17 protein-coding genes and 2 pseudogenes are annotated in these 26,470 nt (G+C 47.0%); 16 read left to right on the top strand and 3 right to left on the bottom strand.

Translation table 11 applies throughout. The features are described 5' to 3' along the window. Positions 1–10: 10 nt before the first annotated feature. From CHK_RS04965 to CHK_RS04955, 3 genes and pseudogenes are all read left to right on the top strand, one after another. Positions 11–994 carry an ABC transporter permease gene (locus CHK_RS04965; protein ID WP_046442922.1) on the top strand — a complete coding sequence of 328 codons (984 nt, stop codon included), beginning with the start codon at positions 11–13 and terminating at the stop codon, positions 992–994. 12 nt (positions 995–1,006) lie between these two features. After that, the gene (locus tag CHK_RS04960) at positions 1,007–1,975 is read left to right on the top strand and encodes an ABC transporter permease (RefSeq protein ID WP_046442921.1); all 969 of its coding nucleotides are present in this window, start codon (positions 1,007–1,009) and stop codon (positions 1,973–1,975) included. 92 nt (positions 1,976–2,067) lie between these two features. After that, a pseudogene (locus CHK_RS04955) lies at positions 2,068–2,862 on the top strand (DeoR/GlpR family DNA-binding transcription regulator). A gap of 55 nt (positions 2,863–2,917) precedes the next feature. Here CHK_RS04955 and CHK_RS04950 read toward each other — a convergent pair. After that, positions 2,918–3,811, bottom strand: coding sequence for a glycyl-radical enzyme activating protein (locus CHK_RS04950; protein WP_046442920.1), 894 nt, complete (start codon positions 3,809–3,811; stop codon positions 2,918–2,920). Positions 3,812–4,019: 208 nt separating this feature from the next. On the opposite strand from CHK_RS04950, the gene CHK_RS04945 reads away from it, so the two are divergent. Next, a complete protein-coding gene (locus CHK_RS04945; RefSeq protein ID WP_046442919.1) occupies positions 4,020–4,970 on the top strand; it encodes an ROK family protein in 951 nt (316 codons plus the stop codon). 30 nt (positions 4,971–5,000) lie between these two features. Continuing rightward, on the top strand, positions 5,001–7,418 hold the full coding sequence (locus CHK_RS04940) for a glycyl radical protein (protein WP_046442918.1): 2,418 nt from the start codon (positions 5,001–5,003) through the stop codon (positions 7,416–7,418). 771 nt (positions 7,419–8,189) lie between these two features. Here the strand turns inward: CHK_RS04940 and CHK_RS04935 are convergent. Beyond that, a complete protein-coding gene (locus CHK_RS04935; RefSeq protein WP_052740342.1) occupies positions 8,190–9,416 on the bottom strand; it encodes a DEAD/DEAH box helicase in 1,227 nt (408 codons plus the stop codon). Positions 9,417–9,915: 499 nt separating this feature from the next. Between CHK_RS04935 and CHK_RS04930 the strand changes: the two genes are divergently transcribed. Together CHK_RS04930 and CHK_RS04925 are read left to right on the top strand one after the other, a co-directional pair. Next, on the top strand, positions 9,916–10,221 hold the full coding sequence (locus tag CHK_RS04930; protein ID WP_160295593.1) for a M13-type metalloendopeptidase: 306 nt from the start codon (positions 9,916–9,918) through the stop codon (positions 10,219–10,221). A 70-nt stretch (positions 10,222–10,291) separates the two neighbouring features. Further along, positions 10,292–14,092, top strand: coding sequence for a lectin like domain-containing protein (locus CHK_RS04925; RefSeq protein ID WP_046442916.1), 3,801 nt, complete (start codon positions 10,292–10,294; stop codon positions 14,090–14,092). Positions 14,093–14,175: 83 nt separating this feature from the next. On the opposite strand, the gene CHK_RS04920 is transcribed toward CHK_RS04925, so the two are convergent. Next, positions 14,176–15,042 carry a LysR family transcriptional regulator gene (locus tag CHK_RS04920; protein ID WP_046442915.1) on the bottom strand — a complete coding sequence of 289 codons (867 nt, stop codon included), beginning with the start codon at positions 15,040–15,042 and terminating at the stop codon, positions 14,176–14,178. A gap of 145 nt (positions 15,043–15,187) precedes the next feature. Between CHK_RS04920 and CHK_RS04915 the strand changes: the two genes are divergently transcribed. From CHK_RS04915 to CHK_RS04885, 9 genes and pseudogenes are all read left to right on the top strand, one after another. Beyond that, on the top strand, positions 15,188–16,354 hold the full coding sequence (locus tag CHK_RS04915; protein ID WP_046442949.1) for an iron-containing alcohol dehydrogenase: 1,167 nt from the start codon (positions 15,188–15,190) through the stop codon (positions 16,352–16,354). 122 nt (positions 16,355–16,476) lie between these two features. Beyond that, positions 16,477–16,626, top strand: coding sequence for a DUF3737 family protein (locus tag CHK_RS17150; RefSeq protein WP_131924830.1), 150 nt, complete (start codon positions 16,477–16,479; stop codon positions 16,624–16,626). Between the two features lie 25 nt (positions 16,627–16,651). Continuing rightward, positions 16,652–17,215, top strand: a complete 564-nt coding sequence (locus tag CHK_RS04910; protein ID WP_046442914.1) for a sugar O-acetyltransferase — start codon at positions 16,652–16,654, stop codon at positions 17,213–17,215. 25 nt (positions 17,216–17,240) lie between these two features. Beyond that, a pseudogene (locus CHK_RS17145) lies at positions 17,241–17,306 on the top strand (flavodoxin family protein); the annotation flags it as partial. A 70-nt stretch (positions 17,307–17,376) separates the two neighbouring features. After that, a complete protein-coding gene (locus CHK_RS16895) occupies positions 17,377–17,925 on the top strand; it encodes a cyclophilin-like fold protein (protein ID WP_235843831.1) in 549 nt (182 codons plus the stop codon). A 253-nt stretch (positions 17,926–18,178) separates the two neighbouring features. Beyond that, entirely contained in the window at positions 18,179–19,297 is a 1,119-nt protein-coding gene (locus tag CHK_RS04900) for an aldo/keto reductase (RefSeq protein ID WP_046442913.1), read from the top strand. Between the two features lie 137 nt (positions 19,298–19,434). After that, positions 19,435–19,839 (top strand): organic hydroperoxide resistance protein, encoded by a 405-nt coding sequence (locus tag CHK_RS04895; RefSeq protein ID WP_046442947.1) that lies wholly within the window; start codon positions 19,435–19,437, stop codon positions 19,837–19,839. Positions 19,840–20,295: 456 nt separating this feature from the next. Beyond that, complete coding sequence (locus tag CHK_RS04890) at positions 20,296–22,875, top strand: EAL domain-containing protein (RefSeq protein WP_046442946.1); 2,580 nt, start codon at positions 20,296–20,298, stop codon at positions 22,873–22,875. 4 nt (positions 22,876–22,879) lie between these two features. Further along, complete coding sequence (locus CHK_RS04885) at positions 22,880–26,470, top strand: response regulator (protein WP_046442912.1); 3,591 nt, start codon at positions 22,880–22,882, stop codon at positions 26,468–26,470.

Genomic DNA, 26,470 nt, shown 5'->3' with positions numbered 1-26,470 from the left:
ATGACAAAAGATGGAAGCAATCAATGAAAAAGGACGCGCCCTTAACCGGGCGGGTAAATTTATCCAGACAAATTTGGTGCTTGTTGTCCTGATCGTTCTGGTCGTGATTACAGCAGTGGCGGAACCCCGGTTTGTTTCAAGCGCGAATATCGCAAATATATTAAGGCAGTTCGGTCCCCTTGCCTTCGTGTCACTGGGGATGACTTTCGCAATTATAGCCGGATTTATCGACCTGTCTGTAGCAGGAATTATCAATCTGACAGTTGTAGTTACCATAACCCTGATCGACGTGCTTGGGCAGGTCCCGGCGCTGTGCGTGGGACTGCTTGTTGGAGCGGGCGCGGGTTACCTGAACAGTAAAATACTGATTTCTGGCGGGGCTACAACGCAGGCCCGGGCACTATTTATTACTTTTGGGATGAGTACGATTTATGGGGCTCTTGCACTCCTTATTTCCGGTGGCTCGACAAAGCAGTTAAGGTCGCTGGGATCGGATTATTCTCTTTTCCAATCGATCGGACAGGATGGATTTGGAATATTGCCAGTATCGTTTATCATTTTTCTCGGCTGCCTTGCAGTTCTCTATATCTTCCAGTCCAAGACCTATATGGGGCGGGCGATCAATCTGACGGGAGGAAATAAAAAAGCAGCAAATCTGGCGGGTATTCCTGTAAACAGAAGTATTACAATTATATTTACATTATCAGGTCTTATGGCGGCGGTAGGCGCAATCGTGTTATTTTCCCGTGTGACCTCAGCTTCACCGCTTATCGGCGAAGGGTATGAAACAAACGCGATCCTGGCTGTTGTAGTCGGCGGCTCATCCCTACTGGGGGGGAACGGAAGCGTGTTAAAGACCATTCTGGGCGTGTTGCTCGTCACCCTCATGTCAAATTGCCTGAACCTTTTGGGTGTGTCAACCTATATGCAGGTTGTTGTCAAGGGGGCGATACTTGTAATCGCTATCTGGCTTGACAACCGCCGGAAGGTATGAGGAGGGGATTGTATGAATACGGAATTGACTTTGGGTAAGAAAGTAGCAGACGGTCTTTTGAAACAAAAGGCTCTGCTTGTAGTCATCATATTATTGGCCTATATGGCGTTCGGGCATCCCGAATTTTTCTCTTCTTTCAATTTGATGGATATGCTGAAACAGGCATCTGTGAACGAAATGATCGCGTTTGGAATAACGATCGTAATCATTTGCGGCGCGTGTGATCTGTCTGTGGGTGGTACGATGTGCGTCTCGGGTATCTTGGCAATCCTGCTCATGAATGTCCTGCCAATGTGGATCGCAATTCTGGTGGCTGTCGGAGCGGGTGCGTTAGTCGGATTTATCAACGGCTTTTTTGTGGTAAAGCAGAGGACGGAGCCGTTTATTATTACGCTTGGTATGGGGATGCTGTTGAAAGGAGTATGCCAGCAGCTAACGGATGCAAAACCGATCCAGCCGGGCAATCAGGAATTTATGCAGTTGGCGAACGGGAAGATCTTGGGGATTGTTCCAAATATCGTAGTTGTAATGATTTTGGCCTTTATTGCCGTATTCGTATTGCTGCGGTATACGGCGTTTGGCAGGAACTGCTATGCGATTGGCGGGGACTATTCTGTGGCCCAGTACTCGGGCATCAATGTGATACGGACAAAATGGGTTGCCTTTGTCCTGTCCGGTGTAATAACTGCCGTGGCAGGAGTAATGCTGTCCTCACTCATGAATTCGGGTGCTTCTACCTATGGCGATAATACTGCTATGCTCGTTAATTGCGGCGTTGTTGTAGGCGGCACTTCGTTTGCCGGTGGGGTAGGCGGCGTATGGCAGTCTGCATTGGGTATGTTTGTTCTGGTTATACTGTCCAACTGTATGAACCTGATGGGAATCGATCCATATGTCCAGCAGGCCATACAGGGAATCGTTATCGTGGCGATTATCTGGCTGGATTGCTATACGCTCAAACGCGCAAGGGAAACCGTTTGATTATGGAGTATGCTTCTTTTGAAAGAAAAATACGATTGAAAAGAAAGAATAATCGTGCTAAAATGAAATAAAAAATGATTGGCTAGTATATTATGAAGAAGCGTGAATTGGATATTTTAAATATTGTCACAAAGCAGGAAAGCGTAGAAGTCTCTAAACTGGCGGAAATGCTCGGGGTATCCTCGGTGACGGTGCGTAAAACGCTGGACAGTCTCGAATCAAGGAAGCTGATCCGGCGGGAGCACGGGTTTGCACTGGCGATTTCAAAGGACGACATCAATAACAGGCTCGCGGTCAATTATGAAATCAAACAACGCATCGGAAGAGAAGCGGCAAAAACTGTTTCCAACGGAGAAACGGTGATGATAGAATCCGGTTCCTGCTGCGCCGTACTGGCCGAACGTCTGGTCAATGAAAAACAAAACGTCACAATAATTACAAATTCCGCGTTTATTGCGGATTTCATTCGGGAAAAGCCGTCGGCTAAGGTGATCCTTTAGGGAGGCGAATACCAGAATGAAGCGCAGGTAATGGTTGGCGCGATTGTCAGAAAATGTGTAGAGAGCTTTTGCGTCGATAAATTTTTTATTGGAACCGATGGATTTTCGGCTAATACCGGATTTACGGGAAAGAACCTTGACCGGGCTGAAGCGGTGCAAAATATGGCAAAGCAGGCAAACAAAGTCATCATTTTGACGGATTCCAGCAAGTTCAGGCAGCAAGGGGTTGTGATGCTACTGCCTACGAAGGCCATAGATACGGTTATTACGGATGAAGGGATCGACAGGCAGACGGAAAATTTGCTGCGTGAGAGTGAAGTGCAGATTGTCAAAGTAAAAGGGATGCCAAATGATTTGGAGCCGGATACTACAATGAAAAAAACATGAAAACAAAAAGCCGGTAAGGATACCCTCCTCTACCGGCATTTTATTTGTGGGATGATCAGAAAAACGCTTCCACGTCATTTTCGAAAAAGCGCTGTTGGAAGGCCAACAGATCGGTTTCATGAAGCGCGTCTGCTTTTTCGTAATCATATGCCAATCCCAGCATAGAATATTTTTTTTCACCAAATTGATGAAAAGGCAGGAGTTGGACACGTGCCAGACCGAGTTCTTTTATAACGCTGCAAAAGGCATCTGCATCACTGAGCGAGTTGTTAAAACCGGGAATCACGGGAATACGCAGCAATACATTTTTTCCACTTTTGACGGCACGCCCTATATTTGAGAGAATAACCTCATTCGAAACGCCTGTTTTTTCTTTATGCTGTCCGCTGTCCCAGTGTTTCATATCTGTAAGCAGATAATCGGCATGTTTTGTCACTTTATCAAACGTTTTATAAGGGGCATAGCACGAGGTTTCGATTGCAGTTCCGATATTCTCTCTCTTTGCCGCACTGAGTAAGAGGTCCGAAAACTCAGGCTGACAAAGCGCTTCACCGCCCGAGAGAGTGATTCCTCCCCCGCTTTCCTCATAGAAAGGAGTATCCTGACGACATATCTCGAGGACTTCCTGAACCGTCATTAAACGGCTGTCTGATTCCAGCGCACCTGTGGGACAGGCAGATACGCAGGTTTCGCAGCCGGTGCATTTCAGGCGGTCAAAGCGAAGGCTTTGATCAGCGAATGAAATAGCCTGATTGGAGCACATGCGTACGCAGCTGCCGCACCTGGCGCATTTTGAGAAATCCCAGAGGATTTGCTTCCCGCAGGACTGGCTTTCCGGGTTGGAACACCATGCGCAACGAAGAGGGCAGCCTTTCAGAAACACAACCGTCCTGATCCCCGGACCATCGTTTAAACTGAATTTCTGGATATTGAAGATAAGCGCTTCCATTTATGCCATACTCCTTTAAAATATTCACTTACGAAAACATTATAACAAGATAAAAAAGTATTTTCAATTACGAATGAAAATATATTTTATTGCAAATAAAAAATATTTGATATTTATAGGAAATTTATCTTGATAATTGATATCTATATGATATAATAATTACGAATGAAACTATAAATACTTTCTTTAAAAATAAGGGGCGGTAAAGATGCTTTCAGTAGGAATTGATATTGGCGGAACAAAAATCGCATATGGTTTATTTGACCGGAACAGGAAACTGATCGGTAAAATGAGGTCGCAGACTCCGCAGAATTTGGCGGCCGAGGATTTTTTCCAATATGTGAAACGTGACGTTGAAAAAATGGCTAACAAAAGTAATGGTTTATTAAATGATATTGAAGGGATTGGGGTTGGAATTCCCGGTTCTATACGTTATCCGGATGGATATATCGTTGTAAATTCCAATATTCCAAAATTAGCAGGTTTTGGGGCTGGGGATTACCTGAAAAAAATTTTCCCTGGCGCTGCAATCGAGATAGATAACGACGCACATGCGGCGGCATTGGGAGAAAACCGTTATGGAGCGGGCAAAGGGCACGACCATATGATTTATTGTGCCGTCAGCTCAGGGATATCTTCTGCGGTCGTCATTGATGGTAAGCTGTTTAAAGGAAGCAATGGATTTGCGGGAGAAAGCGGGCACATGCTGATTACGCCGGATCAGAAAAGGGAGGTTTATTGCCCGTGCGGGAATGATGGGTGCTTCATGAGTTGGTGCAGCGGGCAAATGATAGCAAAACATCTATGTAAATGGGTTGAGGAAGGCAAGAAAACCACAATCAGCGACATGGTGGAATGTCCGGAAGAGATTTCAACTCTGGAAATCGTGCGGGCATGGGAGCATGGCGATGCGCTTGCGGGGAAAGCAATCAAACAGATGCAGCACTATTTCGCTTTATGGTTTTTTAACATATATGTGTTTTTAAATATTGACTGTTTTGTTCTGGGAGGTGGTTTGCTGAAGCTAGGCGGCCGCTTTTGGAACGAGATATACAGACAGTTTGAAGGATATAAAAAAACGGGTGAAAAAGTTATTTTCAAGGAAGCGGAGCTTGGCGATGATATGGGGATCATAGGCGCCCATGAATTGCTTTATTAGATTTTGCAAGCAGATGGAGGGATGAATCAAATGAGCAAAGTTATAGAGAACTATTTTGGCGAAATGACAGGAAGGATGAGAAAGTTTCGTGAAGAGCTTGTCGACACTAAACCATATATTTGCGTAGAACGTGCGTTGATAACAACAAAAGTATACCAGGAAAACCAGGATCAGCCTTTGGCAATTAAACGTGCGATTATGCTCAAGAACATTCTTGAAGGCATGAGCATATTTATCGAACCGCAAACCCTGATTGTTGGTAACCAGGCCAGCAGTAACCGCAGTGCGCCGATATTCCCGGAGTATGCGATGCAATGGGTGATAGACGAGTTAGACCAATTTGAGCATAGGGATGGAGACGTTTTCTATATAACAGAGGAAAATAAACGCAAGCTGCGCGACATCGCGCCTTTTTGGGAGCACAATACAGTGCTTGACCGGGGACTTGCAGCGTTTCCTCCCCACAGTAAGCTATATTATGATCTGGGAATTATCAAATCTGAAGGCAATATAACCTCGGGCGATGCCCATTGTGCTGTCGATTACGGCAGAATGCTTCAAGTGGGATTGAAGGATTATGAGCGGAGAACAAAAGAAAAGCTGGAGGCTCTTGACTTAACGGATTACAAAAATATAAAAAAAAGCTATTTCTATCGAGCGATCCTGATCGTTATCGAGGGAGTCAGGGCCTTTGCAGCGAGGTATTCAAAGCTTGCGGACGAAACGGCGGCGCAGGAAAAAGATCCGGTGCGCAGGGCGGAACTTCTGGAAATCAGCCGGATACTTGCGAAAGTCCCCTATGAACCGGCTTCAAGTTTTCATGAGGCGGTCCAAAGTGTTTGGCTGATCCATCTCATATTACAGATCGAATCCAACGGTCATAGTCTTTCCTACGGGCGCATGGACCAGTATTTATATCCTTTCTATGAGGCCGATATTCGTAGCGGAAAAATCGACGACGACAGGGCAGATGAACTATTGTGCAACCTGTGGCTCAAGACCTATACAATCAATAAAGTAAGGTCGTGGAGCCATACGCAATTCAGCGCAGGCAGCCCACTTTATCAAAATGTAACGGTGGGAGGGCAAACGACTGACGAAAAAGATGCTACAAACAAGCTTTCAAGGCTTATACTGAAAAGCGTCGCACAATGCCATCTCACACAGCCCAATTTGACTGTAAGATATCACAAAGGCTTGACTCATGAATTTATGAGGGAATGTGTAGAGGTGATACGTTATGGCTTCGGTATGCCGGCGTTTAACAATGATGAAATTATTATTCCAAGTTTTATCAAATATGGAGTTTCACATGACGACGCCTATAATTACAGTGCCATCGGCTGCGTGGAAACCGCGGTGCCGGGCAAATGGGGCTACCGTTGCACGGGAATGAGCTTTTTGAACTTTCCCAAGGCTCTGTTGATTGCGATGAATAACGGCGTGGACCCGGCTTCCGGTGAAAGGGTATGCGAAGGGACGATGCACTTTAAAGACATGAAGAGTTTTGACGACCTGCTGGAGAGCTGGGATAAGGTGATACGTGAAATGTGCAGGCAGTGCACGATCATCGACGCAACCTGCGATATGGTCTTGGAACATGATACGGCCGATATTTTATGCAGCGCCCTCACGGACGATTGTATAGAGCGCGGACTTAATATGAAGGAAGGAGGTTCCGTCTACGATTTTATTAGTGACTTGCAAGTAGGCATCGCAAATCTGGCGGACAGCCTTGCGGCCATTAAACAACTAGTATATGAAACTAAGCAGATTACGCCGGCAGAATTATGGGAAGCACTGCAGGCAAATTTTGGGGGCGAAAAAAACGAGCGGATCAGAAAGCAGCTTGAAGCTGCGCCCAAATATGGCAACGACGACGATTATGTGGACGAGCTTGTGGTAGACGCGTATAATGTTTACATCGACGAAATGAAAAAGTACCATAATACCCGCTATGGGCGCGGACCGATCGGTGGAATTTATTATGCAGGAACCTCATCTATATCAGCCAATGTTCCGCAGGGGGCAGGCACCTTGGCAACGCCCGATGGAAGGAAGGCGGGCGAACCGCTGGCGGAAGGTTGTAGCCCGAGTCATGAAGCTGACAAGAATGGGCCGACAGCAGTATTTAAGAGTGTGGCCAAGTTGCCGACTGAGGAGATTACAGGAGGAGTCCTCCTCAATCAGAAAGTGACGCCGCAGATGCTCCAGAAGGAAGAAAATCGCGATAAGATTATTATGTTGATGCGAGGATTTTTTAATCGGCTGCAGGGCTACCACGTTCAGTTCAACGTAGTCAGCAGGGAGACATTGCAGGACGCACAGATACATCCGGAAAAGCATAGGGATTTGATTGTGCGGGTTGCAGGTTACAGCGCGTTTTTCAATGTGCTCAGCAAAAAGACGCAAGATGATATTATAGAGAGAACGGAACAGGTTATCTAACAATGGGTAGCGGGCCATAAGCAAATCCTTAAATATTGAAAGTGCAGGGAGAGCTTTGTAACGGAATTGATACAGAAAGCGATATAGATGTTGTTTGTATTCTTTTGTCGAATAGGTTTATGTGCCGTAGGTCATACAAGCGATGAAGCATATTTATGTCTAATTATGTTGCCTGCAAAAATTACTTGCGTGTTTGGGAAAACTCCGCTCTGTAGAGCTTTGCTACAGGTAATATTCGTCAAAGTATGGCACCTGCATTCGCGGCAAGAATCCGAGTGGTTTTGGCAAGGAGATGCAGGACGGAACACTGAACGATTTAGGGGTTATAGTATCCATTTGATCGTTGTATCTGTTTGGTTGACCGAAAGTCGTGGGATATGGCCCTAACGGTATCACTGTGACCAATACGCTGAGGCTGCATTATCCCACGGGAGGTCGACTGCCGGGCAGAAGTTGTAAAAAAACAAGGACTTGAACCGTGGTTGCAAGATTTCTAGTGAAAGATTTTGATAAAAAGTTTTTTAGGTCATTCATAAAAACGTAAGAACCAGATGTCTTCAAATAGTTATTATAGATGCTTGCGAATAAAATAGCGGCATCTTTTGGATTAACCGCAGCTAATTGAATATGCTTTACTAAGACGTTATTAATGTTGTGCATGATGACGATTTTTTCTATTTGGCATGGTGTGTATAACTATCCTTTGCACAAAATTGTCAACAATTCGCTCTTGATATTCTTTTTTCCGGCGCAGGAACGCTTTCGAGCCTTTCATCTGCGGCCGCGCCCCCTGCGACGTGGATTGATGCTATGGAAGGATTGACCGCTTACCCGGCCATGCGATACACGCTTAACAGGTTCGGGAAGGACAGGCGAATCCTCCGTTGGGGATATATCGATATTCAGGTTCTTAATCATCTTTCGCAGCCGGTCGATCTCGTCCTCATCCTGGTTGATAAACGTATAGGCGACGCCTTCCTGTTCGGCGCGGCCTGTGCGCCCAATACGGTGTACATAACTTTCGTCATCCAAAGGCGCGTCATAATTGATGACGGCGTCGATATTCTTGACATCAATACCCCGGGCGGCGATGTCTGTGGCAACGAGAGTATCAAGTTTGCCTAAACGGTATTCTTTCATCACCCGGTCACGCTGATTCTGGCTCATATCTCCATGCAGTGCGGCAGCCTTAAATCCCTTTTTCCGTAACTGGGCTGCCAGTCTGTCCGCCTTGTGTTTCATGTTTACAAAGATCAGCGTCAAAGGAAGATCATTGTTTTTTAAGAGTGTAATCAGGATATCATTTTTATAGCCGACAGGAATGATCGTATAGTATTGTTTTACCGTTTCCACCGCCAGGGATTCTTGCTCAACACGGATTTCCCGTGCATCTTTTTTTAAGAACTGGTTTGCGATCATATAGATTTCCTGCGGGATGGTTGCAGAAAAAAAGACGGTCTGCCTGTCTTTTGGCGTTGCGCGCAATATTTTTTCCATATCCTTGCGAAAGCCCATATCCAGCATGCGGTCGGCTTCATCCAGAACGACGGTACGGATATTTTTGAGCTGAACGGTTTGACGGTGCATATGATCCATCAGGCGGCCGGGCGTAGCCACAATGATATGCGGCGTTTTATGCAACATGTCAAGCTGCTTCTTGATATTTTCGCCGCCATATAGGGTGACGATACGTATACCGGGTTTGTTTTTTGCAAGATTACGAAGTACACCTGCAACCTGCACCGCCAGTTCTCTGGTCGGGCACAGGATAAGCGCCTGGGAAATTCGCTGCGTCCGGTCGATCTGCTGAACGATAGGGACACCGAACGCGCCCGTTTTGCCTGTTCCGGTCGGCGCCTGTACCAACAGGTCGGCTCCTTCCAGAAAGCCCCCAATGGTCAGCTCCTGCACCGGTGTGGGTTTTTCAAAATTCATGTTACGAAGGCTTGCTTGGATATCATCTGAGATACCGAGGTCTTTAAAAGGTGTTTCTTGCATTTATTGTCTCCTAAAAATAATCTTTAAGCCGTAGAGAGAACAATAAAATAGAATGTTTCCCAAACAGCCCGCTGTATCTTTCCATAAAAAAACGCATATTTCTGTAAAACCATACTGGGCTTACAAAATATGCGCGACAGTGCGGAATTGGATACTATAACTATGATAGCACAACAAGGGACTTTTGTAAAAAAAATTTCATATATGGACCAGTTTTAAGGTGCAAGGATTAGTGGAATTCAAACAGGAATATTCTCCGCGACAAGTGGTACTATTCTAAATATATCTTACCATACACAAAAAAATAAGGTATAATATTATTGGAAAAATCCAAAGTTCTATGTCCATGAAGTTGCTTAAGACAGTAAGGAACCCAGACAACTGAAGTTGGCATAGTATGGACAACCAGAAATGGTTGTCTTTTTAGAAACGCTGTATCAGTGTAAGGAATAATATTCAGAAATCCAGTATTGCGGCTGAAGTGCTTCCGGACCTTACGGTGGATGGAGAACTGACGATCGGCGAAACTGTGGCGGACCTCGGTGGCATTGCCTGTATGATGGATATCGCCAAGACGATTGACGGATTTGATTACAAGGCCTTTTTCAATGCGTATGCGCAGGTATGGCGTAAATCGGCGTCGGAGGCTTTCTGCACGATGCAGACAAGCGCGGACGCCCATCCGCTGGGGTATGTGCGTACCAATGTTAATGTGCAGCAAATGCAGGAATTTTACGACGCCTATGGGCTTGGAGAAAACGATGGGATGTACGTTGCGCCCGATGAACGCCTTGCGGTTTGGTAAGAAGGAAGATATACCAATAAACAGGCGCTGATCGATAAAGGAGCAGTACACGGAGGGTAGATAAATAAAAATGAAGAGGATCATATGTTGGCTGGTGGCGATCATTTTAGCGGTAACCGCAGTATTTTCCTGTGTATCATTTGCTTTTGCAGCGGAAGGCCCCGCGGAGCTTTCTCTGGTTTTTGAAAACTGTGATCCGCCGGAGGCGGGCGATCTTTACGCGGCGGAGGAGGACACTACAGTCCGGGTGGCCGATACTGCTCCCGCGGGCGGGGAAACGATCTATTATATGCTGATGTTTACCCTGAAAAATAAGGAAACGAGGATGACGGAGCGCATTGCGTATACGGGGACTATATTGCTTCGGGAAGCAATCGCGCAGGCGGTAGCAGATGGAGTGCTCACGCAGGAGGAGCTCGACGGCGTGGGTGTTGTATTTATCGATATGACGGCGGGCGATGAATATGATCCGGTTGCATCCGGCAATGCACGATTTATGCCGGCAACCTGCAAACAGGTCGCCTTCGATCAGGCAGCCGGAGAATATCCGGCGGGAACGCAGCTTGGGCTTTCGAGCGGAACGGCGGATGCGCAGATTTATTATACGCTGGACGGGACGTCGCCGAAGCTCTCCAGTGCGTCTTTGTATAACCCGGCGAATAAACTGACGTTGACAGAGGATGTCAGGATTTTGGCAAGCGCGCGGAAGGCGGGACTCAAGAGCAGCGAGCCTGCATCGGGAGCCTATACCGTGCACAAGAGCGGAATGGTGACGGCAGATCCCGCGCCGGGTACGGTTGCGGCAGGAACGCAGGTGACACTGCGTGCGGCGGCGGACGAGAAGATATTGTATACGACAGATGGGACTGTTCCGGCGCAGGGCGCGGCGGGAACGACAGACTCCGGGGCCGACACGGCAGTGGTTGTGATCGGTCAGGATACGCTCATCAATGCCCGTACCCATAAAGACGGTGTTGCTATGGGCAATGTGCAGCGTTTTTCTTATACGGTGGGGGGCATGGGCGATCAGTACGAGCCCAACGACGCCCGGGAGACGGCGACAGATGTTTCCTTTCCTTCCAAAATCCGGGCCACGATCCACAGCGCCGCGGATGTGGATTATTACAAATTCCATTACAGTTATGCGACGCCCATAGAGCTTTTGCTTTTCCAGCCGGATGAGGAAGACGCGGCATATTCGCTTACTCTTCTCCGCAGCGACGGAAGCGAGGTCGCGGCAAGCGCGCTTGCGGGAGACCAGCGGATTACGGCAGAGCTTGTCGAAGGGGATTATTATGCTGTGGTAAAAAGCCCGGATGGGGCTTTTTCCGCAAAAGAATATACGCTTACGATTTCCAAGCAGGCAGCGGAAGGCCTCGATCTCTCAGAATACAATATGCTCAATGCAATGCTCAACGCAGATTCCTCTGAGGAATGCTATACGCCGACCGAAGGACGCGGCGGGGTGCTTTCCGGCGGGGACATCTATATGGCGCTCGCCTATCTTGCGCGGTGGAGCGGTCCGGTTCTGGAGGAAGACGATCCGTATATGCTGGACGAATTCGGCGGCGACGTGAGCGAGTTCGCCTATAACCAGCTTCCTGCACGCTATCACTTGCGGCAGGCGATTCTGCTGCCAGACCGGGAGAAAACGGCGGAAGATACGCTCCACTATAAAAACGCGATCTATACCTATGGGGCGATCTATTGCGGAATTCGACATCAGGAAGGAGAAGGCGGGTATTACGACGAGACCGGTTCGTATTATTTCAAGCCGGAGGCGGATATGGCCGGGGGCGGACATGCAATCTCACTGGTAGGGTGGGATGATACGGTTCCGGCGGAACAATTCACGGTAACTGTGGACGGCAGTTCGTATACGCCTGCGGGCGACGGCGCGTTTATCGCTAAAAATAATTATGGTACGGAAAAGGGACAGAATGGTTTTTTCTATATTTCCTATTATAGCGCAGACCTATCCGCCAATCCTGCTGCCGCCATATTTGTGGACAATCCGTCGAGCGATTACGACAATATTTACCAGTACGATCCGCTGGGCTATACGAACCTCTACGAGCCCAGTCAATATTCGCGGGGCAAGGTGCTGTACACAAAAAACGTGTTTACGGCAGCAGGCGCGCAGGATGTAAAGGCCGTGTCATTTTACTCCATGCACGAGGATCAGGATTATGACGTTTACCTTGAGGCGAACGGCGAGACGCGCCATGTGGCGAGCGGGGCCCATAAATATAAGGGCTATTATACGGTGGAGCTTGGCGAGGGGATTTCCGTCGCCGCAGGAGAAGAGTTCAGTGTGACTGTGCGGCTGCAAAACCGGGACGGAAGCGACGTCGTCGCGGCGATTGAGATGCCGATCGCGGGCCGTTCGGACAGGGCGCGGGCGCAGGCCGGGCAGAGCTTCACCAGCACCGACGGACGTGACTGGACTGATATTTCCGCGAAATATTCCGCGAACAACTGCATCAAGGTGTTCACGGACGGCGCGGGCGGCGGAACGGACGATTCTTCCCAAGGCGGCGTGGGCCGGGTGCTCAGCGTGGCACAGCTCGAGAGGACGGGCGAGCTTTCCATTCCGGCGGCAGCGCCGGACAGTGCGTCAGGCAGCGGACAGAACACGACCAGCAGCCTGCCGCAGGGCAGGACAGCCGATCCTGTTACAAATTTGCCGGAAAAATTTGACCTGCGCGATATTGGTGCGGTCACTCCGGTGAAAAATCAGGGCTGGATTCCTTCCTGCTGGACCTTTGCGACGATGAGCAGTGCGGAAAGTATCCTGCTGCGGCAAAATAATATTGCCGAACAGATGGGCGTGGAAAGCGTCAGCATCGACGGCGCGGATTCGGTTTATCTGGAGATCGGGCAGACGGCAGATTTTTCCGCAACAGCGACGGTTACCCCAAACGAAGAGGTATTTTCCGGAATCCGGTGGAGCTATGCAGGCGATCTTGACAGCATCGATATCAGGATGGAAACCGGATGCAGCGGAGAAACAGCGGTGCTGTTCACTGCAAAAGCGACAGGAACGGTTGTGGTTACGGCGACAAGTACGGCAGACGATACCAAGTCGGTGAGCAAAACGATCACAATCGTGCAGGACGCACAGATTCCGGGCGCGGAAGGCAAGGAGATTATTTCATTGCCGCGGATGGAGGACGGCCTCGAGCTCGAAAAAATACAAGAAGCCCTGAATGGGCTCGGCCCACAGCAGGCGCTGCTGATTCCGGCGGAGGAAGGAACAATCGTTCCCAAAGAGGTCTTTGAGCAAATCAAGGGGCAGGATAAGACAGTCATTTTTGCAATTCTGGATGATACGGGCAAGGTGGTTGCGCGGTTCGTATTCTACGGGGGAGACATTACGGCGGCAATGGACATGAGCCTTGCGTTTTCCAACACACCCGGCGAGGCGGCGAAAAATGCAGCGGTATTTCCTCAGGGAACAAAGCTGCTGTTCCTGAACTTCGGGCACAGCGGGGCGCTCCCCGGAAAAGCAACGGTATCCGTGCTTGCCGTGCCTCCGTTTGGAACAGGCGAAGAAACATACCTGTATTACTTCAATGGAACAGAATATGATGATATCAGCACGCAAAGCGTGGACAGCGCCGGATATGCGGCGTTTACCCTCGAACATTGCTCCGAATATGTACTTGCAAACCAGAAACAACCGGACAGCGGCGGAACGGCGGATAGCGGGAGCGGAACGCAGCAGGAAAATGGGACACAGCAGGGAAGCGGGGCGCAGACAGGGGATACGAAAGATATGACGCTGTGGGTTATCGTTGCCATCATTGCAGGCGCGGCGGTGGCTGCCGCGGTGCTGATCGTGCTGCTGCGGCGCAGGAGTGGAAAGTAAGGCAAGCAGTGGTGGGAAATACCGTTAAAGTCAGGCGATACGGTAAAACTGACAATTTGCCAGAGTCAGACCTGTACTGTACTTTATTCGCCAATTATTTTTTGGAGTTCCTGTAAAAAAAGCGTTGCCGCTTTTGAAAAAACCTGATACCGTTTCCAGATAAAATTCATCCCGGCCTCAATTTTTGGAGAAAGCGGTACAAAACAAAGATTGCTGTTACCGCTGGTATTGATCAATTTATCGAAAGTAATTGCATATCCCATACCTTCGTCTACCATGCGGGACGCATTGTAGATCAGATTATAGGTCGCCACAACGTATCCGGACTTCACAAAGACAGACAATTCATCGCTGCTTCTTTGCGCAGAGACGATCAACGGCTTCCCGTACAAATCCTGCGGGCGAATTGAATCCATCTTCGCAAGGGGGGAATCCCGCCGCATCAATACGCCCCATAAATCCTTGGCGGGAACAGCAAAATAGTCATGTTTGGATCGGTCGGCAGGAGCAAAGATAAGCCCGAAATCGATGAGGCCTTTATCAAGACGCTCCATCACAAATTCCGCATTGCCACTCAGAATGTGAAAACAAACCTGCGGATACCTGTCTTGCAGGTTCCGCGCCGCCTTTGCAATCAATCGGATGGCGTCGGTTTCGCCTGCGCCAATATAAATATCACCGGCGACAACGCCATCTGAAACCATAAGCTCGTTTTCTGTTTTCTTCACAAGATCAATGATTTCTTCGGCGCGTTTTTGAAGGAGCATTCCTTCCTCGGTTAATGTGATTTTTCGGTTGCCGCGGATAAAGAGCTGTTTTCCCAGCTCATTTTCCATGTCCTTCAACTGCCTTGAAAGAGTAGGCTGGGATAAGTGTAAAGATTCCGCTGCGGCCGAGATATTTTGCTCCCGGGCGACTGCCAGAAAATATTGCAACACTCTGATTTCCATTGTTTACCCTCCTGATAATAAAATAGCATTGAACTAATATGCCTGTCAAGCATGGATGTGTATTTGATATAAGTATTTTTCATTTTAAAATCAGGGTGCTAATATGAAAATATGTTTGAAACAAACACAGAAAGGAATGATGGCGATGTTAGGAAATTTTAGTTATTGCAACCCAACCAAATTGCATTTTGGAGAACAATCGATCCAGGCTCTGCATGATGAGCTTCGGCAATACGGAAAAAGAGTCATGCTGGTCTATGGCGGCGGCTCTATTAAGCGTAATGGTATCTACGATGAAGTAGTGGGAATATTGAAGGCAGAAGAAAAAATTATCTATGAAGATGCGGGCGTTATGCCAAATCCAACGGTGGAAAAATTATACGAGGGATGCAAAATTGCACGGAAAAACGAGGTGGATTTAATCCTTGCGGTGGGCGGCGGTTCCGTATGCGACTACGCAAAGGCGGTTAGCGTTTCCGCTTACTGCGAGGAGGATCCATGGGATAAATATTATCTGCGCATGGAGGATGTGGATAACCGGATTATTCCGGTAGGGTGTGTTCTCACGATGGTGGGGACCGGCTCTGAAATGAATGGCGGTTCAGTTATCACCAATCATACGCAGAAGAAAAAGATAGGGCATGTGTTTGGGGAAAATGTGTTTCCGAAGTTTTCGATATTGAACCCTGTATTAACGTTTTCTATTCCAAAATACCAGATGGTGGCTGGTTTTTTCGATATTATGTCGCATATACTGGAACAATATTTTTCTGGTGAGGATGACAATACCTCCGATTACATCATGGAAGGATTACTCCGCTCGCTGATACACTCTTCGCGGATTGCGCTTAAGAACCCAATGGACTATGAAGCGCGCAGCAATATCATGTGGACTGCGACCTGGGCGCTCAACACATTGGTCGCAAAGGGAAAATCTACCGACTGGATGGTGCACATGATCGGCCAGGCAATCGGCGCATATACCGATGCGACTCACGGCATGACGCTTTCCGCCGTATCCATGGCATATTACAGGTTTATCGCTCCGTATGGACTTGAAAAATTCAAAAAATACGCAATTAATGTTTGGGATGTAGTCCCGCAGGGAAAAACGGACAGGCAGATTGCCGATGAAGGCCTTGGGCGCATGGAGTCTTATATGAAAGAGCTGGGACTTGTTATGAACATCAGCGAATTGGGTGTTACACAGAATATGCTGGAGGATATTGCAGACAGTACTTTTGTAATGCAGGGAGGATATAAGGAGCTCAACCATGGCGAAATTGTCGAAATCCTTCAAAACAGCATATGACGAAGCAGGACTGAAACAGTACGGTGTAATGCGTGTTTTGATTGGGATAAGAAAAGGAAATACGTGAAGCAGGTTTGGGCGAGAGCAGGCGTTTTTTAACAATGTGCGTTTAATCATTCACGATATATTTTTGTGAATGGGAACCGCAGCTTAAGGAGCACAATAACATTGAACGATACGGCAGTACGTTTCAATGGAAATACCAATTTTGGTATGCAAAGAATATCTGTGGAGCAATCGGGATGACTGCCTTTATCCAGACAAGATGGTAATGGGACAAATTGAAGGGTATATAAAATGAACCAGAATGAATTTTTAGATCACATGAACCGCGGGCTTTTTGTAAAGGGCGGATCGGAAGAGCATGACTGTATGCAGCAATTAAACAGGGAGGCGCGCCGCATCACAGCAGAGCTGAACGGCTCGTATCATGAAATGGACGAGATTCAAGCGTTGTTTTCGGAATTGACAGGGAGGCCTGTAGATAAAACGTTTGGACTATTTCCGCCGTTTTACACGGATTGCGGCAAAAATATACGGCTTGGCAAAAATGTGTTTATCAATGCCGGATGTCATTTCCAGGATCAGGGTGGCATCACAGTGGGAGATAACACTATGATTGGGCATAATGTCGTGCTGGCAACGCTCAATCATGATCTTGATCCCCAAAAGCGCAGGGATATGTATCCCGCGCCCATCGTGATCGGAAAGGACGTATGGATCGGATCCAATACCACGGTCACGCCCGGCGTGACGATTGGCGACGGTTCTGTCATTGCCGCGGGCGCGGTGGTTACGAGGAATGTTCCGGATCACGTGCTTGCAGGCGGAGTTCCTGCAAGAATAATCAGGAAAATTTGAAAGGAATCGAAACCATGAGAAACATATTTTGGTGATTTCCACAAGCCCGCGTAAGGGCGGAAATTCGGAGTTGCTTGCGGACGCTTTCATATGAGGGGCGCAGGAGGCGGGCTATGAGACGGGCAAAATGGCTTAAGGTGTTTTACGGCAGGTAGAAATAAATGACGAAAAAAATTACGGTTTTATTATGCGGAATATGGCTGATATTTTCATTGGCAGCATGCGGCAGCACTGTAGCGACAATGTCGCAGGCTGCCCAAGCGCAGGCTATCCCTTCTGTGCAAACAACGCGGGGAACCTCAACGGAACAGCCGGGCACGTCACAGACAGAGCAGGGGCGAGCGGAGGAAAAAATCGATCAGCTGGATATGCAAATGACAATAGGCGAACATACCTTTATAGTGCGTTTGTATGACAATGAAACGGCGCGGGCCTTTGCAGAGCGGCTGCCGCTGACTCTGGAGATGGACGAGCTGAACGGCAACGAAAAGTTTAACTACCTTTCCGATGGACTGCCGACTGAAGCTGAGCAGCCGGCCACCATACAGGCAGGCGATTTGATGCTTTACGGCTCTGATTGCCTGGTGCTGTTTTATGAGAGTTTTTCAACTTCATACAGCTATACGCGGCTTGGTTATATGGAAAATACATCCGGCCTTACGGAAGCGCTTGGCGGGGGAAGTGTGCAAGCGACATTCAGTATAGGGTAATGCAGTTTATCAAGGAATTTTTCATCGAGCAGCTGAAAAAATCTTTATCGCAAACGGTTTGGGATGCCGGATTATGGTGAGTTATAAAAAACAACCGCGAAATGCGGTTGTTTTTTATAGAAACGTGACTGACAATCTACCAATCTATGTAAACAAAGTAGTAAATTTTTTGTAAAAGGCTTGACTTGGAGTCCACTTCAGGTATTATGCTGAAGTGGTAGAAGATACGATGAAACTGAAAAGAGGGTAAGATATGGAGATAAAAAAATTGGGGTTTGGCCTGATGAGGCTCCCGCTTTTGGATGAAAATGACAAAAAAAGCGTAGATATGGAGCAGGTCAGGTTCATGGTGGACGAGTTTATTTCACGGGGATTTACGTATTTTGATACAGCGTATATGTATCATGAGTTTACAAGTGAAATAGTGGCGAGGGAGGCTCTTGTAAAACGCTATCCGCGGGAAAGCTTTACATTGACTTCAAAAATGCCAACTATGTTTTTGGAAAAAGCCGAAGATATGGACAGAATTTTTTCTGAGCAGCTTGAAAAATGTGGGGTGGAATATTTTGATTATTATTTGTTGCATAACCTGAACGTTCTGCATTACGAAATTGCACAGAAGTTTGATAGCTTTGGATTCATCAAAAAGAAAAAAGCGGCTGGCAAGATCCGTAAGATTGGATTTTCTTATCATGACAATGCAGACCTCCTGGAAAAGATATTAACCGATCATCCGGAGGTTGACGTCGTACAACTTCAAATCAATTATCTGGATTGGGAGAATGAAAGCATACAGTCCCGCAAATGCTATGACGCCGCGCGAAGGCATGGAAAGGAAATCATTGTGATGGAGCCTGTGAAGGGCGGCACGCTTGCCAAGGTACCGCCAAAAGTGGAAAATCTGTTCAGGAATTATGCGCCTCATATGTCCGCAGCGTCATGGGCGGTACGGTTTGCCGCGAGTAACCAGGGGATTCTCACTGTTTTAAGCGGTATGAGCAATCTGGCGCAGCTTTTGGATAATACTTCATATATGGAAAAATTTGCTCCGCTTAATGCAGAAGAGCGCGCTATTATAAAGCAGGCGGTCAGCGAGATTAATTCAACGATTGCAATACCGTGCACTGGCTGTGGATATTGCGTTGAGGGATGTCCAGGGAATATTCCGATTCCGGCATATTTTTCATTGTATAATCTGGAAAAGCAGGCAAAACCCAAGGGATTTTCGGTTCAGGGCGTGTATTATGAAAACTATACGAAGACGCATGGAAAAGCATCCGATTGTATTGGCTGCAAAAACTGCGAACGCCAGTGCCCGCAGCACCTGGAAATTGTGGAAGGCCTTCGTGATGTGGCGAAAGCTTTTGAGTAAAAACAGATAGGGGCCGACCTGTAAATTGTAGCGCCGGATTTTTTATGAAAGCGTTTGATGGATTCCGATTCTGGGTATTACTAATTCAAGTGAAACCATACCGATAAAAAATACCAATCAGGAAAGGAATTATGATCATGAAAAAAATTTATTCTGTTAAAATGACAAACACCGGAGGACGCACAGGAGAGGTTTTTTCGGAAGACCACTCGCTTGATTTGAAAATTGCAGCGCCGGGCAGTGGCAATGCGGGAGCGACAAATCCGGAACAATTATTTGCGGCAGGCTACAGCGCCTGCTTTAACAGTGCGCTGGAGCTTGTGATGCAAAAGGCAGGGATCAATGCGAAAAGCACGGTTGCTATCGTCGTTTCCCTATATGAAAAAGAACCGTTTGACTATATGATCGGCGCAGATATCGAGGGACATATAGAAGGGCAGTCCCCGGAAAAAACGCAGGAACTCCTGGAAAAAGCGCATGAGGTTTGTCCGTATTCCAAGGCAACGCGGGGTAATATTGAAGTAACGTTAAAGGCAGTCTGAATCAGGAGAAAAAAGCGATCCCTTTGGACCGCTTTTTTTGTTGACTAAAACCATTTGGAAAAAAAGACAAAATATGTGTACTGCATTCACCTTACAAACATGCGGGTGTTTTGGCAGCCCATGTAAAAGGGGCTGTAAAAGCAAAATCACGTAAGTATAAAGAGGTCTGTAAAATAAAAGCCGGAACAATCCGGCTTTTTGTATTTGAAAAATGCCTGTACCCATTAAAATGGTGCGTATAAAAGGGCAAAAGAATTGCGAAACATTTGCACCTATGATAAAATTGAACATATATGGACAGAGTTATGTGGGCATTTCCGCTGTTCCTTTTCAGGTGCCATGTAACAGATGATTTACAGAATTCAGGGATTTTATTACAGCAAAATAATACTTGATGGTAAAAATATAGAATTTGTATGGCAGGGAAGGTATATGCAGGACAAAAACGATAGCGCGATGTTTTCACAAAAGAAAATTTTAATTGTGGAAGATAACCAAATGAACCGGATGATTTTGAAACGGATTTTATCATCCGAATACCAGGTGCTGGAAGCGGAAAACGGACAGGCGGCACTGGAGGTTCTCAAAAAACATCATGAAGATATTTCTTTGATCCTGCTTGATATCGTTATGCCTGTCATGGACGGATATACGTTTCTTTCAATTATGAAGGCTGATCCTTTATATTCTTCCATTCCGGTTATTGTTACGACGCAAAATGACGGTGAGACGGACGAGGTTGCGGCTTTATCAAACGGCGCGACCGATTTTGTGGTTAAGCCATACAGGCCCCAGGTGATTCGCCACAGGGTGGCAAGCATTATTAATCTGCGCGAAACTGCAGCTATGATAAACCAATTCCAGTTTGACAGGCTCACGGGGCTTTTCGGTAAGGAATTTTTTTATAAACGTGCAAAAGATATACTCATTCGGAATCCGGGAAAAAAATATGACATCATTTGCTCGGATATTGAGAACTTTAAACTGATCAACGATGTGTTTGGAACCCAGGCGGGCGACAGCCTTTTAAAGGTAATTGCGGGCGTTTATACGAGCATTGTGGATGACAGGGGAATTTGCGGACGGTTTAACGCAGACCAGTTTGCATGCCTGCTGGAGCGTCAGTCAAACTATGCGGATGAGATGTTTATCGAAGCCAGCGCACAGATATGTACCCTATCGAACACAAAAAATATTGTAATGAAGTGGGGGATCTATCCCATAGAAGACGAAACAATTTCTGTGGAACAGATGTGTGACCGTGCGCTATTGGCTGCACGCAGTATTAAGGGCCAGTATGGAAAATATTTTGCTATTTATGACGACGAGCTTCGCAGCGCGCTGCTTCACGAACAGGCGATCGCCGATATTATGGAATCGGCACTTGAAGAGGAACAATTCGAAATATACCTGCAGCCTAAATACAGGGTAAGGGACGGAGAACTGGCGGGCGCGGAGGCACTGGTGCGATGGAATCATCCACTATGGGGATTTCAATCTCCCGCTGAATTTATTCCATTGTTTGAAAAAAATGGCTTTATAACAAAGCTGGATCAATTTGTGTGGGACAAAACCTGCTCTATCCTAAGGGAATGGGAGGACAGGGGGATCCCGCCGTTTGCCATTTCTGTAAACGTATCACGCGCCGATATCTACAATGCCGACCTTACCGACTTTTTAGTGAAAACCGTACGAAAATATGGATTGCATCCTTCGCGCATTCATCTGGAAATCACGGAAAGCGCTTACACGGAAGATCCAAACCAGATCATCAATACGGTGCGGCACCTTCGCGAGCTTGGCTTTATCATTGAAATGGACGATTTTGGAAGCGGTTATTCTTCTCTGAATATGCTAAATAAGATGCCGCTTGATATTTTGAAGCTGGATATGAAATTCATACAAAGTGAAACGGCAAAACCGGTGAATGAAGGGATTTTACGCTTTATTATCGGCCTTGCCCGCTGGATGGATCTTAGCGTTGTGGCGGAAGGCGTTGAGACAAAAGAACAGCTGGAGCGCCTGAGAGATATTGGATGTGATTTTGTCCAGGGATATCTTTTTGCAAAACCAATGCCATGCAACGAATTTGAAGCGTTGCTCAAAAAGCAGCAGATAGCTGTGCAGGAAAAGGCAGATGCAGGCCCCGGGATATATGGAAAAAAACTCCTTCTGATTGCGGATGAAGATCAACAATACCGCAATGCCGTGCGAAAAAACTTTGAAGATCATTTTGAAGTATTGGAAGCGCCGGATGCCAAAAGCGCATTGGATTACATAGGGCGATATGGTTATAAAATCGTGGTAGCCGTCGTGAGCATGACGCTTGCGGATTGCGGAGGCGCTTCTGTTCTGAGCGCGTTGCAAAAGGAAAAAGCGATTTGCGATGTTCCTGTCATTGCAACAGGACCACAGGACGAACAACTGGAGGAAAAGGCGCTGAGCTATGGCGCTGATGATTTTGCAGGAAAACCGCACTCTTTAAGGGGACTTTCAAACCGAATTATGCGCATGATCGAAATAGCGGCGTCGCAGGATCGCGAAGGGGTGCTGGAAAAAGAGGCGTACCGTGATTATTTAACGGGACTCTTGAACAGGCGGGGTATGGATTTTGCAATTAATTCCATGAAAAAAGAGAAGACGCCTTTGGCGGTTTATCTGTTTGACCTGGATCATTTAAAACAGGTTAACGATACGTACGGACATTTGGAAGGGGATCGTATTATTCAGCAATTTGGCGCCTTCCTGCAATCCCATACGCGGGAGAACGATGTTTTGGCACGTTATGGCGGGGATGAATTTATTGTTGTAATGAAACAGATTAAATCGGAACAGGATATGCTGAAAAAAGGCCGGGAGATTTGCCGGACCTTTCAGGATAACTGTTTTGTAAAAGGCATTCCGGCATCCTGTACGGCAGGGATAGCCATTTGGAATGCGGGAGATTCGATGGAAGAAATCATTGACGGGGCAGACCAGGCTTTGTATCGTGCGAAGAGCGGTTATAAAGGTGATTGTTGCCTGTGGGAAGGATAAGCGGATGGAGAAGACGGGGACGGCAAGAGAGGTTGTGCGCGAATTCTGCGGCAGTTGGTTTGAACGGAGGGATGCAGAAGCAGCCGTCGGATTTTTATCTGACGGTATTAATTTTGTAGGCACCGGCGAAAACGAATTTGCCTGGGGAAGGGATGAGATGATCGAATATATAGGCAACGACATCCGTGAGATTTCGGAGCCGTTTGCCTGTAAATTTTCGTTTGTCCGTGAGCAGAAAATTTCTGATCGTATTTGCTATATATCGATTGAGATGATATTAAAAAATACTCTTTACGCATGGCACCTGCGTGGTTTTTTTACGATGGTTCAGGAAAAAAATGACGACTGGCTGATTCGAAACCTTCATTTTGCGGAACCAAGCAGCAGCCAGAAGGGGAGTGAGCATTACCCGCAAACGCTTGTAATGGAGAACATTGCGCGGCAGCGGCAGGAGCTGCTTTACGACTCCCTGCCCGGCGGAATGATGGGTGGATATATTGAAGATGGGTTTCCGTTCTATTTTATCAACCGCCAGATGCTCGAATATTTGGGCTATGATGACGAAGCGGAATTTGTTGCAGATATTGACGGAATGGTTTCAAATTGTATGCACCCTGACGACAGGAGCCTGGTGGACGCTTCCGTTGCATGCCAGATGAAAGCGGGCGGGGAATATATCGTGGAATACCGGATGAAGAAAAAAGACGGTTCTTACATCTGGGTGCACGATACGGGCAGGCAGGTCGTGGCAGAGGATGGCAGGCATGCAATTATATCGGTCTGCATTGATATAACCGATCAAAAACTTGCGCGCGAAGAGGTGCTGAATCTTTATAACAACATTCCCGGCGCGGTATTCCGTTGCCGGTTTGACGAACATTTTTCTGTCATTGACGCGAACGATGGTTTGTTCGAATTTTTGGGCTATACCCGTGATGAATTTGCAGCAATGGGAAACAAGATGTCCGCTGTGATCTGTCCGCAGGACATGGCTGAAATGCCCGGCAAGCTAAACGCACAGCTGGAACATGGCAACACCATTCAAAACGAAAACAGGCTGATCTGCAAGGACGGGACCGTCAAATGGGTTTCAATTAAGGCGCAGTTGTTTACGGAAAAAGGTAAAGAGCAATATTTCTACTGCGTTTTTGTGGATATTACGGATGAAAAGCAGTTGCAGGAGAGGGAAAAAGACCTCTACGAAAAGGAACTGGCTTATTTCGCGGAACTGGCTCCGGCCGACGGGACCATACAGGGACGTATCAATGTAACGCAAAACAGGATGGAAAATTATGTGAGTACGTCTAACGTTGCTGTTGCGCGCGTAGGGGATTCTTTTGACAAAACGGTGGATAACCTTGCGGCATCGGCCGTTTATGCGGAATATGGGGAAGAAATCCGCAGCGTTATGGACAGGAAAAAGGTGCTGGCAGATTATGCGATGGGAAATGTTGATTATCATTTTGAGTTTTTGAGAAGGCGCAATGACGGCAGCACCTTCTGGGGCAGTACCAGCCTGCGCTCCTGCCTGAATCCGGAAACCGGCGATATCATCGTTTTTTTCTATACGTTGGATATTACAGAGCAAAAATTGCAGGAGCAGCTTTTGGACCGGATTGTGGAGCTGGACTATGATATCATCACGGAGATCGATATCCTGCAACAAACCCATCGCCCGGTTTCATGTGACGAAAGGTGTAAGGATACGGTGCCAAACCCGGGAATATTCCAAAAAGAAATACGTATTGTCGCAGACCGGTTTATGGACGATAAGGCCAGAAACGAATACTTACATAAGCTGGATTTTGATTATATGCAAAAGCGGTTAGCTGACGATGACACTTATTCCTTTATTGTGGAAATGAAAAATACGAAAGACGAATTGAGGGTAAAGCGGTATCAGCTTTTTTATATCAGCAAAGAACTGAAGCGGGTGTGCCTGGCAAGGAACGATGTGACTGATGTGGTACACAAGGAACAACGGCAGAAGGATGAACTGGCTGCGGCGCTGATTGCCGCGGAACAGGCCAACGCAGCCAAATCGGATTTTCTTTCACGCATGAGCCACGAAATCCGTACGCCCATGAACGCCATCATTGGTATGAGCGCGATTGCCGCACAATCGATTGGGGATGACGCCCAGGTGCAGGATTGTATTTCAAAAATTGGGATTTCTTCAAGGTTCCTGCTGTCGCTTATCAATGACATTCTTGATATGAGCCGGATTGAAAGTGGAAAGATGCTACTGAAAAATGAAGAAATTCCGACCGAAGAATTCCTTAACGGCATTAATTCGATCTGCTTTGGACAGGCGGCGGCAAAGGATGTGGAATTTGAATGTATTGTCGATCCGATGCTGGATGATTGTTATATCGGAGATGCAATGAAGCTGCAGCAGGTGCTTATCAATATCCTGAGCAACGCAATCAAATTTACGGGCGAAGGCGGAAAGGTCACCTTCTCTGCGGAGCAGCGCAATAAGAACAAAAAAGACGCTTCCTTGCGTTTTATTATAAACGATACGGGCGTGGGGATGAGCGAAGATTTCCTGCCTCATATTTTTGAGCCGTTTTCACAGGAATCGGACGGTGCGACGGCTGTGTTTGGAGGAACGGGCCTTGGGCTTGCGATTTCTAAAAACATCGTTGATTTGATGGATGGTAAAATTTCGGCGCGTTCCATCAAGGGAATCGGAACGGAATTTACCGTGGACGTAAAGCTTGGCATTACAAAAGAGGCACAGCTGCGCCATAACCAAAGAAAGCAAAATTATAATTTTACGCATTTGAAAACGCTGGTAGTGGACGACGATGTGGCGATTTGTGAAAGCGCAGTCGTCACGCTTCATGAGATAGGGATTAAGGCCGAATGGGTTGACAGCGGGCATAAAGCCGTTGGCCTGGTACAAAAAATGTTTGCAGAGGGCAAATATTTTGATATGATACTGATTGACTGGAAGATGCCGGAAATGGACGGAATTGAAACAGCCCGGAGAATCCGTAGTATTGTGGGACCGGAGGTTACCATTATTATTATGACGGCATATGACTGGGCGGCAATCGAGCATGAGGCGAAGCTTGCGGGAGTCAACCTTCTGATGAGTAAGCCGATGTTTAAAACGTCGATTATCTCGGCGCTGACAAAAGCGCTGGGAGAAAAAGAAGAACAAATAAAAAAAGCAGAAGAAATCGATTATGACTTTACAGGAAAGCGGTTGCTGTTGGTGGAAGATAACTTTATGAATACGGAAGTGGCAAAAAAGCTTCTGGAAGGAAAAGGCTTTACAGTGGACACTGCGGAAAACGGCCTGCGCGCGATGGAAATTTTTGGAAAATCTGCAAACGGATATTACGATGGGATTTTGATGGATATCCGAATGCCGGTGATGGACGGCCTGACCGCTGCTGCCAATATCCGGCATCTGAGCAATGACGATGCTAGGACAATCCCTATTATTGCAATGACGGCAAATGCGTTTGACGACGACATTGAGAAGAGCAAAGCCGCAGGAATGAACGCCCACCTGACAAAGCCAATCGATCCCAAAAGGATGTACCAGACACTTTATGATTTTATATTTGAAAACGAGGCCTGA

Source organism: Christensenella hongkongensis, assembly GCF_000981035.1.
Classification (GTDB): domain Bacteria; phylum Bacillota; class Clostridia; order Christensenellales; family Christensenellaceae; genus Christensenella; species Christensenella hongkongensis.
This window is presented reverse-complemented; position numbering and strand designations above follow the sequence as displayed.